The sequence below is a fragment of the Puniceicoccaceae bacterium genome (assembly GCA_040224245.1).
GTDB lineage: Bacteria > Verrucomicrobiota > Verrucomicrobiia > Opitutales > JAFGAQ01 > JAKSBQ01.
In genome coordinates this window covers 59,575-71,151 of record JBEGIR010000012.1, presented here as the reverse complement: position 1 = coordinate 71,151, position 11,577 = coordinate 59,575, and the positions used below count along the sequence as shown (strand labels likewise).

At 54.7% G+C, this 11,577-nt stretch carries 10 protein-coding genes; 7 read left to right on the top strand and 3 right to left on the bottom strand.

Translation table 11 applies throughout. The annotated features are described in order from the left end of the window. The 5 genes from ABQ298_01890 to ABQ298_01870 form a co-directional block, all read left to right on the top strand. Window positions 1-1,152, top strand: a 1,152-nt coding sequence (locus tag ABQ298_01890; GenBank protein ID MEQ9823115.1) for an ATP-binding protein, incomplete at its 5' end; no start/stop codon positions are given. 207 nt (window positions 1,153-1,359) lie between these two features. Continuing rightward, a complete protein-coding gene (locus ABQ298_01885; protein ID MEQ9823114.1) occupies window positions 1,360-2,082 on the top strand; it encodes an ABC transporter ATP-binding protein in 723 nt (240 codons plus the stop codon). Next, window positions 2,079-4,538: an FtsX-like permease family protein gene (locus ABQ298_01880; protein MEQ9823113.1), complete on the top strand. Its 2,460-nt coding sequence runs from the start codon at window positions 2,079-2,081 to the stop codon at window positions 4,536-4,538. Before ABQ298_01885 ends, ABQ298_01880 begins: the two co-directional genes overlap by 4 nt. A gap of 101 nt (window positions 4,539-4,639) precedes the next feature. Further along, window positions 4,640-6,067: an adenylosuccinate lyase gene (gene purB, locus ABQ298_01875; GenBank protein ID MEQ9823112.1), complete on the top strand. Its 1,428-nt coding sequence runs from the start codon at window positions 4,640-4,642 to the stop codon at window positions 6,065-6,067. Window positions 6,068-6,143: 76 nt separating this feature from the next. Then, on the top strand, window positions 6,144-7,688 hold the full coding sequence (locus ABQ298_01870) for an adenylosuccinate synthetase (protein ID MEQ9823111.1): 1,545 nt from the start codon (window positions 6,144-6,146) through the stop codon (window positions 7,686-7,688). 46 nt (window positions 7,689-7,734) lie between these two features. Here ABQ298_01870 and ABQ298_01865 read toward each other — a convergent pair whose 3' ends face one another. The 3 genes from ABQ298_01865 to ABQ298_01855 are packed head-to-tail and all read right to left on the bottom strand — an operon-like array spanning window position 7,735 to window position 9,686. Then, window positions 7,735-8,499 carry a TonB family protein gene (locus tag ABQ298_01865; protein MEQ9823110.1) on the bottom strand — a complete coding sequence of 255 codons (765 nt, stop codon included), beginning with the start codon at window positions 8,497-8,499 and terminating at the stop codon, window positions 7,735-7,737. Window positions 8,500-8,536: 37 nt separating this feature from the next. After that, window positions 8,537-8,962 (bottom strand): biopolymer transporter ExbD, encoded by a 426-nt coding sequence (locus ABQ298_01860; GenBank protein ID MEQ9823109.1) that lies wholly within the window; start codon window positions 8,960-8,962, stop codon window positions 8,537-8,539. Between the two features lie 16 nt (window positions 8,963-8,978). Beyond that, window positions 8,979-9,686, bottom strand: a complete 708-nt coding sequence (locus ABQ298_01855) for a MotA/TolQ/ExbB proton channel family protein (protein MEQ9823108.1) — start codon at window positions 9,684-9,686, stop codon at window positions 8,979-8,981. Window positions 9,687-9,930: 244 nt separating this feature from the next. Between ABQ298_01855 and tmk the strand changes: the two genes are divergently transcribed. Continuing rightward, window positions 9,931-10,590, top strand: a complete 660-nt coding sequence (tmk, locus tag ABQ298_01850; protein ID MEQ9823107.1) for a dTMP kinase — start codon at window positions 9,931-9,933, stop codon at window positions 10,588-10,590. Then, window positions 10,580-11,518 (top strand): hypothetical protein, encoded by a 939-nt coding sequence (locus tag ABQ298_01845; GenBank protein ID MEQ9823106.1) that lies wholly within the window; start codon window positions 10,580-10,582, stop codon window positions 11,516-11,518. Before tmk ends, ABQ298_01845 begins: the two co-directional genes overlap by 11 nt. Window positions 11,519-11,577 lie beyond the last annotated feature (59 nt).

Sequence of the window (11,577 nt, the reverse complement as noted above, 5' to 3'; positions counted from 1 at the left end):
AAAGTTCTCCCATTGCATCTTGTCTCGGCGATCCGGGAAGGGGATTATTCGATGCAGTCTCGTCCGTCTTCCACACAAGATGCAATGGGAGAACTTTATCAGGAAATCCACCTGCTCATCGATGATCTCAAGACGCAGCACCAGCGTGCGGTGGAATCCCGGATACTCCTGAACGGGGTGATGGATCATACCGATGTCGCCATCATGGCGTTTGACGGGCAGGGATGCATCACGCTATCAAACCGCGCGGGTTGTGAGCTGCTGAATTCCACTCAGTGTGACTGCATTGGGAAACTGGCCAGCGATTTTGGGGTAGAACACCTGTTGCAGGTATCGGAGGAACGACCCTTCCAGTTTGCATTCCCCGGTGCTTCTGGCCGTTGGGTTGTGCAGCGCAAGGAGTTTCGAGAAGATGGGGTTCCGCATACGCTGGTGCTGATTCAGGATCTCAGCAAGAGCCTGCGTGAAGAGGAACGCATGGCCTGGAAGCGCTTGATCCGGGTGATGGGGCACGAGCTGAACAATTCTCTGGCTCCGATCAAATCAATTTCGGGAACCCTGCGAACCCTGGTCCAGCGCGAGTCAATGGAGTCGGAGCTGCAATCCGATCTCGATGATGGATTGCTGGTGATCCAAAAGCGAGCGGAAGCCCTCAGCCGCTTTGTCAGCGACTATGGAAAAATCGCAAAATTGCCGACGCCTGTGAAATCGTGGTTTACGCTCAATGCGTTGGTTACGCGCATCATGGACTTGCAGGACTTTAAAGGTGGCAGCATTCGTGCGGAGGCTTGCTGTGATGTTGAAATTTTTGCCGATGAGGCACAGATCGAACAGATGCTGATCAATCTGACCAAGAATGCGCTGGAAGCCAATCAGGCAACCGGGGGCAGCACCCTGCTTCGCTGTGTGCGTGAACCCCGCCGGGTAACACTTGAAGTCCTGGATGAAGGATTGGGGCTGGCATCGAGTGACAATCTCTTCATTCCCTTCTATTCCACCAAGCCGGGCGGCTCCGGTATTGGACTGACCTTGAGTCAGCAAATTGCCGAGAATCATGATGGCAGCCTTGAGTTGGTAAACCGCACAGATCGCCAGGGCTGTGTGGCCCGTGTGCGTCTGCCCTTGCCCCTGCGAACGGATACCGATGCGTGAACCCGTGCAACAGTTGATTATTTCAGGAAACTTGTCCCAAAAACGGGACGATGGTTGTCCCATTATTGGGATTCGCAGCAGCGAACTACCACTACTCCTGCACTCCTGGATGCAGATTCACAAGCTTGCGAATGGGATGGGCACGCGTGATTTACCAGTGCAGCTTCCCTTGCAATCGATGCGGATACCACTACCCCTCTACTGATCATGACTGAACCACGCCGAAAAATCATTGAGCTTTCCCATATTACCAAAGCCTTTCACACGGACGAGATCGAGACGCGTGCGCTCTCAGGCGTGCACCTCAGCATTGACGACGGCGAGTTTGTGGTGATTTCCGGACCATCTGGTTGTGGCAAATCGACCTTGCTTTCGATCATGGGATTGCTGGACCAACCCAATGAAGGGGAATATTACTTTGATGGACGCGCAACTCACTTGCTGGATGCACGAACTGCGGCGAAACTTCGAAACCGTGAGATTGGCTTCATTTTTCAGAGCTTTAACCTGATTGGGAATTTGACGGTTTATGAAAATGTGGAGCTTCCTTTGATTTATCGGGGGCTTGCGTCCAAACAACGGTCGGAACGTGTGATGGCTGCGCTGGACAAGGTGCAGATGACTCATCGGCGCAATCACCTGCCGAGCCAACTCTCTGGGGGGCAACAGCAGCGAATCGCAGTTGCCCGCGCACTCGTGGGCGAGCCCAAAGTGCTGTTTGCCGATGAGCCGACCGGCAATCTGGATACGCGCAATGGCGACCGGGTGATTGGGATTCTTGAGGAACTCAACCAGGAAGGTTCGACGATCTGCATGGTCACTCACGAAAAAGCTTATGAACAGCGTGCGGATCGGGTGTTTCGCATGCTGGATGGCAAAGTGGTGGAAACGGTCAACCAGCGCCCGGATCAGGAGGGGAATCAGGCATGATTCAGTTTTGGTATTCCCTGAGATTCAGTATGCGCATGCTGGCAGCGCGTCCTGTGATGGCTTTGTTGGCGATCATCACCATGGGAATCGGGATTGGAGTGACCACTTCCCAGTTGATGATTTTTCAGGGTTTGATGTATCCGCGTCTTCCGCTTCCCGAGGCAGAGCGCATTGCAGCGGTGACGACTCGCGACCATGGAAAGACCAAACACGGAATGGTGCACAGCCACCTGATCCGTTACTGGCAGCATCATCAGAAACTGTTTGATTCCTTCTTCAGTTACAGTGAGGGCACCGTGAATGTGTTTCATCAAAACCGTGCGATCCGGTACAGTGGAAGCTGGGTGGATGCGGGGTTTTTTGAAGCACTTGGGGTGCAGCCTATTTTGGGTGAAGGCTTCCAGCCTGGTGACGATGAACTGGAGATGCAGCCGAAGGCGGTTTTGGGATATGATGCGTGGGTGCATGATTTTGGATCCGATCCGTCCATCATTGGGCGGGAAATTCTGGTCAACAGTGAATCCACCATGGTCGTCGGTGTGATGCCGGAGGGATTCAAGTTTCCCATCGATTCGAACATCTGGATTCCGGACCGATTCTATCCGGGGTTGTTGATCGGCTATGATGCAAATCCGGCTGCTTACGTTGCGGTTCGCACGCGCGAGGGCATTCCCGTTGAACAGGCGGCACAGGAACTCAATCAGCTGAAGCAGACCTTTCTGTCGCAAGTATCTGCGGATTTTCGGGAGCGCTTTGAGGCGAGTTCTGAGGTGGCGCTGGTGCCGTTTGTAGAGGCCATGACGGACACCGAAACCCGAAACATTCTCTACCTGTCCTCATCTGTCGTATTGCTCGTCCTGTTGATTGCCTGTGCAAACGTGACAAATCTTCTGCTTGCCGGGTTGGCGACTCGCATGAAAGAGATGGCGATTCGCTGTGCCTTGGGTGCGTCCAAGCGCGACATCGCATCACAAGTATGGGTGGAAAGTCTGTTGATCACACTGGCGGGCGCACTGCTGGGGCTGATCTACTGCATGTGGGCGACGGACTGGGGCAACGCCCAACTGACCGCCATGGATGCTCCTTTCTGGTATCAGCTGAAGTTTACCCCCTCACTGCTTGGCATGATCCTGCTGGTGACCATGGCCGCCTCTGTTCTGGCAGCAGCTCTGCCCGTACTGCGGATGCGGCGGCTTGCGATCAATCAGGTGTTGCAGGATGATTCCCGGACAGGCACTTCGCTCAGTATCGGAGCGACGAACAAGACCCTCGTCGTGCTGCAGATTTCGATTTCCTGTGCACTGCTCATCGTGGCGGGCATGATGATCAAACAACTTCATGTGATACGAAACGTGGATCTGGGGTTTGATCCTCAGTCAGTCTTGGCGGCGCGCATGGGATTACTTGAGGGAAAATTTAAAGGAATTCATTCGCGTGCAGAGTTTGCGGAAAAACTGCTCACGCTATTGGAGTCGCAGGGAGAAATTGCGTCGGCGGCGATCACGACACGCATGCAGCTCATCCACACAAACTGGGATATCCAGATTCGGTTTTCCGATGCGGAAGGAGGTTATTTGGGCGAGGGCATCCCTGTTTACAGCGAGGGGATTTCCGATCACTTCTTCGAAACCCTGGGAGTGAAAGTGGTGGAAGGCAGCATGTTTCGCATGAATCCCGATGTATCCGGGCGTTTGCGGGAGGTCGTCATCACGGAACCGCTTGCAGCTGCCCACTTCCCTGAAGGGAATGCGGTGGGAAATTATCTCGAAATCGTTCAGGATGTGGGTCCGAATGCAGGGGTTGAACGCTTCAAGATTGTGGGCGTTGTGGAGCACACCTTCATGCGAGGTGGGATTTTTGATACGTCGGGTCGGGGAGGGGTTCACTTCCACTACCGCAGCATCCCGCATCGCTTCCTGACCGTGGTGATCCGACCGGAGCAGGGGTATCATCCCTATTCGCTGGTCCCTTTGCTCAAGCGCTGTGTTGCTGAGGTTGATCCGGAAATCCCCCTGTATTTTGTGGAAACCCCTTATGATTCGATTCGCAGTGAATTTGCGGGACTTCGCTTTGCTGCGGATTTGTTTGTCATGTTTTCGGCGGTTGCACTGCTATTGAGTTTCATTGGTATTTTTGGAATCACAACGTTTTCGATACTGGAGCGCATTCAGGAAATTGGCATTCGAAAGGCCCTGGGTGCGACAGGAGGGGAAGTCTTTCAGATGATCTTGCGAAAGGGAGTGATGGAGCTGGTGGTGGGACTGGTGCTCGGTTCCCTTGCGGGCATGTCGCTCAGTATCGCGCTCAAGAGTGTCTTTCCTCGCTCAGGCCTTGTGGATCCGATGGTGTATTTTGCGGTGGTGCTGATTCTAACAGCATCCTCGCTGCTTGCCTGCCTTTACCCTGCGCGCAAAGCGGCCCTTATTCAACCCGCTGAGGCGACGCGGGTGAATTAACGTGACACGCTTAGCCTGTTTGAGTCGACCGGACTTTTCGGCGACGTTTCGCATTGCCAACTCCGGCGTGCAGGAATTCAATGACTGGGTTATTTGTGCTCATGGGTAGTCTAGTAAAAAACGTATTGGCAGATCGCTATGCATCGGAGGCGCTGCGGGAGATTTGGTCGGAAGAAGGCAAGGTTCGACTGGAACGAACCCTCTGGGTGGCGATCATGAAAGCTCAACGGGGTCTGGGAATCGAGATCCCGGCAGAAGCCATAGCGGCTTACGAAGCGGTATTGGATCAGATCAACCTCAAATCGATCCGGGATCGCGAATTGGTCACCAAGCATGACGTGAAAGCTCGCATTGACGAGTTCTGTGCGCTTGCCGGGCACGAGCACATCCATAAGGGCATGACCAGCCGGGACCTGACGGAGAACGTTGAGCAACTTCAGGTCTACCGCTCGCTCGACTGGATTTTGGTCAAGAGCGTTGCCTGTTTAAAAAAGCTGGCTGAACTGAGCGACCGGTATCGTCGGGTCGTGATTACGGGCCGGTCCCACAACGTGCCTGCCCAGCCTACGACTTTTGGGAAAAAACTTGCCATGGCAGGGGAAGAACTGATCCATGCCGTCGAGCTGCTTCAGCATTTTCGCGAAACTTATCCGGTGCGGGGACTCAAGGGCGCGGTTGGAACTCAAACCGACCAGCTGACGCTCTTTGAAGGGGACGCCAACAAGGCGATGTTGCTGGATGGTCGCGTGAGGGAACACCTCGGTATTGCGCGCCAGTGGGATGCCGTTGGTCAGGTCTACCCGCGCAGCCTGGATTTTGAACTGGTCAGTGCCCTGTACCAGTTGAGCGCCGGACCCTCCAATTTTGCACGCATGGTGCGCTTGATGGCAGGGCATGAAACGGCGAGCGAAGGGTTTGCAAAAGGGCAGACCGGTTCGTCTGCGATGCCGCACAAGATGAACAGCCGCAGCTGCGAGCGCATACATGGATTTCGCACCCTGCTTTCGGGGTACCTGACGATGGCAGGCAACCTTGCCGGGGATCAGTGGCACGAGGGCGATGTTTCGTGCTCAGTGGTGAGAAGGGTGTTGCTGCCAGATGCTTTTTTTGCGGTGGATGACATGCTCAATACTTGGCGAGCCGTTCTCGATCAGTTGGTGATTTATCCCGCCATGATTGAGCAGGAGCTTGAACAGTTTGCTCCCTTCCTGATGACCACAACGCTGATGATGGAGGCTGTGAAAAAAGGACTTGGGCGGGAGACCGCGCACCACCTCATCAAAAAACACGCCGTTGATGAGATTGAAAACCGGCGTAGCCATGCCCAGTTGGATAATCAGTTACTCCGGCGTCTTGCCCAGGAGGCTGAGTTCCCTCTCGGGATCGAGGAACTTCAACAGATTGTGACCCGCATCCACGAACAGGTTGGAACAGCGGATGCCCAGGTGCAGGGCTTTGTGGATCGGTGTGAACGCATGCTGGAGCAATTTCCGCAGGCGAGGGAGATGGAGGCGGAGGCAATCCTGTGAGCTGCGCCGGTTTATAGAAATCCAGGAAAGGACCAGGCCGGAAGCCAGATGTTCCGGCACAACCGTTTGATTGTTTATGGCAAATACAGCATTTCAGAGTCCCATCATTGCCGATGTCGGCATCTCGTTCGGAGATGAAGGCAAAGGTCGGGTCGTTTACGAAATCGTCGACCAGATCACCGAGCGATCCGGAGTGGTCGGCATGGTGGTCAAGGTCAATGGGGGCGCAAACTCGGGTCACACCGCAGGAGGACTCAAGCACAACCTGTTGCCTTGTGGCATCGTGGACACCCGCATTCCGCGATTGGTGCTCGGGGCAGGCGTCGTGGCTGATCCGCGCAAAATCTGGTGGGAAATTACCATGGTTGAGACACATGGTTATACGGTATTGCCCCGCTTGCTCATTGATGAGCGAACGCAGGTGAGCGATCTCTGCCACCGGTTGCTGGATCTCGCATGGGAGTATTATCGCTCGGAGGTGCTTCGGGAGGCTTCCCGTGGTTCAACAGGCCGGGGCATCACGCCAGCATTCAGTGATGAGGTCAACCAGTGGCAGATTTTCTTCGATGACTTTCGACATGGCAAGGACCGCTATGCAGAAAAGCTGCGTCGTCGGGTGCAGCGCGCCCTGTCAACGATCCAGCATGTCTGTGGGGTCGACGAAGAAAGCTGGGATCGTTTTTTTGATACCCTGTCGGCTGCCGAGTTGCGGGCAAATCAGGAAACCATCGATGCGGAAAAACTGCCGATCGACGAGTTTGACTTCAATCAGTTCAAGGGGGCAGAACCCTTTTCGCTCAACTTCGAACGCTTGCTGGATGTTTACTGGCAGGCGGGACACTCCCTGGTCGATTGCATTGTGGATGTGCGTGAGCAGGTGCTGACTTCCCTTGACCGTGGCGAACAGGTGCTTTGTGAATTTGGACAGTCCTACTGGTTGGATAAGCGCCATGGTTTCACTCCAAACGTGACGGCATCCCATACCTTTTCCGGTGAGTTGTTTCAGTCGGTTGGCATCCCTGTGCAACCCGTGCATACAGTTGGGGTTTGCAAGGGCTATGATACCAAGGTTGGTACGCACGTCTTCCTGACCGAGATGGAGGAGGGGCAGCCCTTGACGCGCAGACTCAAGGAAATGGAATTTGGAACCTCGACCGGACGCCAGCGAATGGTGGGTTGGTTTGATGCTGTGGAAAAGGGTTCCGCACTTCGGTATGGGGGATATCAGGATTTGGTGATCAACAAAATCGATGCGCTCACGCATGGAGGCGATTGGCAGGGAAAGCTCAAAATCTGTGTCGCCTATGAAGATGCCCAGGGGAAGCGCTTCTATCGGGTCCCCCGCAATGATGCGCTGCGGCAGACGCTCCGTCCGGTTTATCAGGAAGTGGACGGGTGGTCGGAGGATCTTTCAGCTGTGCGCAGCTTTGATGCTTTGCCCTTGGCCGCCAAGCGATACGTTGCCCATTTGCTGAAAACGACCTATGATTGCGCCAATGACGGAAACCAGGTGGCCATCCCGCTGCCGAATGTGCGTTTCATTGGAGTCGGACCGGACCAGTGCCAGATCATCTCGGATGTTCCGGAATCTCCGGAGCTGCTCCGCTTGATTGAGAGCTGACGCTGATTGCCTGCGTTGTGGATATCGTTTGGGACAAGTAATGTGCTCAGTGCACCGTCATCCTGAACGGGATGGCGAACACGCGCGCCTTTCCATCGGGAGGTGGTGCCGTTGTCCGAAATGCGTTCATTGCGCGAATCAGGGATTGGTCGAATTGTGCATTGCCTGACTCCTCGCGAAACCGCACGGCAGTAACGCGCCCGTTTGGTTCGATGGTGAACTCGATGAGTGCACTCCATTGCCCGCTGGGCAGTCCGGTGGGTTGCATCCACAGACGGTTGAGCTGGGCGCGCAACTGACTCACATAGCGGTTGAGTTCCTGCAGTTCATCACTGCTGGCATCCGTGCCACCCAGTCCCTGAATGATGGCTTCAAGCTCTTCTCGAAGCTTGGCATTGGGATCGGGGGCTGGCGGCGTGGGTGTGGTAGCCGGTGGCTTGGGCTTGGACTCTGGCAGGTCGTGAGTCCGGATGAAATCGTCGTATCGCACGGGATTTCGCTGTGTGGTGGGTTTGGGGTCGGGTTTGCGTTCAGTGGGCTTGGGCTGTTCCTGAGGCTTGGGCTTGGGTTGTTCCTGGGGTTTTGGGGTGGATGGTTGTTGAGATTCGACCCTGGGGGCTGGTGGAGTGGGAGTGACTTCGGCGGGAGCGGTCACTTCTGTGCGCGGGGCCGGGGGGCCGGCCTGCAGTCGGAAAACATGCACCTGCTCAGGGGTGCGTGGGCGGGAACAGCTCGCGATGAAAGAGATGAGGATCAGTAGCAACAGCAGGACCGCATGGCCACCGAGTGACCAGTAGAAGGTAGTCTTCATGGACGGCATCGTCATGTTGCTGCGGAGCTTGAGGCCATCAGCGCACCTGAGTGTCGAGACTGATTTTGTCGAGCTGATTCTGTTTGATGAGATCGATGACTTCGATCACGCGCTGGTATGGCAAACGAGCGTCTGCCCGGATATTGAGAACGGGAGGATTGGGTTGTGCGGAAAGCAACTCCAGATTGCGGGAGAGTGTGTCGAGGTCGACGGGTTCGGTTCCCCAGAACAGCTGTCCATCCTGAGTGATGGAGATGCCCTGGTACACCACTTCATCGCGCGTGCTGCCTGGGTTTGCGTTTTCCAGTGGAAGATGGAGGGGAATGGTCTGCTCCAGCAGGGGTGTGGCGATGATGAAAATGATCAACAGCGCAAATGCGAGGTCGATCAACGGTGTCATGTTGATCGTGGTTACGGCTGTAAGACGGCGGTCAGCCTGTAGCATTTTGGAACGATGCTTCATCGGGAGCAGCTTGCAGTCAGCTTGGATCCGAGAGGTCGATCTCGTGTTCAATCTGTTCGGCAATTTCGGTCGCGTCGTTTTCCAACTCAACGATCATGTTCTTGATAAAAGTGACGATGTAGTTGTATCCGACCACTGAAGGAATCGCGACAAGCAGGGCTGCAACGGTGGTCAGCAGCGCACCGGATACTCCGGGTGCAAGGTGTTGTAGGGTTGCATTTCCACCCTGCGCAACGCTGCCAAATGCATCCATGACTCCCCAGACGGTTCCGAGAAGTCCGAGGAACGGCGAAGCCGTGACGATGGAGCCGAGCGTGGTCATCCAGTTTTCGTAGAGAATACCGGTTTTTGCGATCTCACGACTCATGGCGTTCTCAATATTGCGTTTGCAGCGAGCACGGCTGTGGTCGGTGCAGGGTGGACCAAACACACGAACCTCCTGGTGGTAGGCGACCAGACCGGAATGAAAGACTTTGGACAATGTTGCCGGGGTCGTGGATTGCTGGGACAGGGATACGCTGCAAAGGCTATCCAATTTCGATAGCTGACGCATTTGCGCCTTGTTCTGCTTGTGCAGGTTTCGAAGGGTGAGCCATTTCCATGCCATCACAGTCCATGCGCTGATCGAACAGATGAGCAGCACCATCACGATCAGCTTTCCGATGAGGTTGGACTGTTCAAAATACAACATCGGAGTGGGCATTGCTGCGAGAATCGATACCATGGACTATCGGAAAGCTGAAACGGGCAAAATTGCGAATGAAAAAGCAACGACAGTGTGGGGAATTTCACGGATTTTGACAAGCCATTGCTCGTATCGCTTGGGGTGAGTCATATGGGATTCCCCCTGCCGTCATCATTGGCGCTTGCGGATGAATCTCCATCCTGTTTAAGATTTGCGCATGGGTACTCCCCTGGTTTGCGGATTCCCTGTATAGATTGAACCGTTAACTCCCCAAATCAAAAAGATGGCGAAAGCAAATGACACAGAGAGAGGACTGCTGATCTCGTTTGAAGGCTCCGAAGGCAGCGGCAAAACGACACAAATTGCCCGTTTGACAGAGCGACTTGAGGAGATGGGATACGACGTGATCGTGACCCGAGAGCCAGGTGGAACCGACATTGGTGAGGAGATTCGCCACTTGCTCAAGCACGGGAGTTCGTCAGAGTCGATGTTTCCGGAAACAGAGCTTCTCCTCTTTGCGGCCAGCCGCGCCCAGTTGGTTCGTGAGGTCATTGTGCCCGGACTCGAACAGGGGAAAATCATACTCTGTGACCGGTATCTGGATTCGACCACGGTGTATCAGGGGGTAGCCCGCCAGTTGTCTGAGGATCCGGTCACCTACATCAATGAATTTGCCGTGGGAAATCTAATGCCCGATCTCACGATTGTGCTCGATGTTCCTGCACGGGAAGGCATGCGCCGCATCAAACACCGGGCGTCGGGTCTGCCGGACCGCATGGAGAAGGAGAATATTGAGTTTTATGAGGCTGTTCGGGAAGGGTATCTGATGCTGGTGAAGTCCCTGCCGGATCGCTTCGCAGTGTTTGATGGAACGAGAGAAATCGGGCAAATCGAGTCGCAGATCTGGGACGAAGTTTCCCGTCGTTTTTTCGATGTCGAATAATCGCAATCACGCGTTGGCAACGATCCTTAGGGCGGTGGAGGCAAAACGATTGCCACACGCCCTCTTGCTGAAAGGACGTAATTTGGCCGCTCTGAAGCACGCAGCACTTGAGGTGGCAGGAGCGTTACTGCACAGTTCGTCTGAGCAAGTCAGCGCACACCCGGATTTTTTTCTGTTGCAGGCTCGCAATCGCATGCGGCAGATCAGCGTGGATCACACTCGGGAACTGATGCGCAACATCCAGCACTCGCCGAGCGCGGGGGAGCGCAAGGTTGCCCTGGTGATGGAAGTGGATCGCATGAACCACGAATCGGCGAATGCATTCCTGAAAACACTGGAAGAACCACCGTTGAACACCAGCATCCTGCTCACAACGGTGAAACCCAATGCATTGCTCGATACCATCGTCAGTCGTTGCCTCTCATTCTGGTTTCATGAACCCGAGGAGCCGCTTGCGGATCCGGCTTGGATCCAGTGGAAAGCGGAATTTTGCACCTGGCTGCAACGTTTACCCATTGTGCCGAAGGAGCGACAGGAGATTTCGGAACGCTTGATGCGGCTTTATGGTCTGCTGGAAGGCTTTCATGAGGCATTGGAGGGCTTGAAGGAACATCGCTGGCAGCAGGAAAAATTATTGCTGCCGGAGCATACCCCTGAAGAGGAGCTGCTCGCAATGGAAGTGGGTGTCGCTCGTTCCGTGCGGGTGCAGCTGCTTGCAGAAATGGAAACCACCATTCGGGATTTTGCAGTGGGATTGATCGAAACCGAAGCGGTATTGTCAACGGATGATATCAGCGCGCGTCTGGACTCAAGTGTGAGGGAGTTGGAGTATCTTCGTGGATTGCTTGAGGTGAATCTTGCGGAATCAAAGATGCTTGAGGCCTTCTTGCTCAAGATGTTACGCATCTGGTCCGCCCGGGCGAGCTGACGTTTGCACGGAGCTCCGAATATCCGATGAGTTTGTCGGTTCACTGCTAAAGACAATAT

Coding starts and splice junctions, on each gene's coding strand:
- ABQ298_01880 (MEQ9823113.1), top strand. CDS start 2,079: ATGATTCAGTTTTGGTATTCCCTGAGATTCAGTATGCGCATGCTGGCA.
- ABQ298_01885 (MEQ9823114.1), top strand. CDS start 1,360: ATGACTGAACCACGCCGAAAAATCATTGAGCTTTCCCATATTACCAAA.
- purB (MEQ9823112.1), top strand. CDS start 4,640: ATGGGTAGTCTAGTAAAAAACGTATTGGCAGATCGCTATGCATCGGAG.
- ABQ298_01865 (MEQ9823110.1), bottom strand. CDS start 8,499: ATGAAGACTACCTTCTACTGGTCACTCGGTGGCCATGCGGTCCTGCTG.
- ABQ298_01870 (MEQ9823111.1), top strand. CDS start 6,144: ATGGCAAATACAGCATTTCAGAGTCCCATCATTGCCGATGTCGGCATC.
- ABQ298_01855 (MEQ9823108.1), bottom strand. CDS start 9,686: ATGGTATCGATTCTCGCAGCAATGCCCACTCCGATGTTGTATTTTGAA.
- tmk (MEQ9823107.1), top strand. CDS start 9,931: ATGGCGAAAGCAAATGACACAGAGAGAGGACTGCTGATCTCGTTTGAA.
- ABQ298_01845 (MEQ9823106.1), top strand. CDS start 10,580: ATGTCGAATAATCGCAATCACGCGTTGGCAACGATCCTTAGGGCGGTG.
- ABQ298_01860 (MEQ9823109.1), bottom strand. CDS start 8,962: ATGAAGCATCGTTCCAAAATGCTACAGGCTGACCGCCGTCTTACAGCC.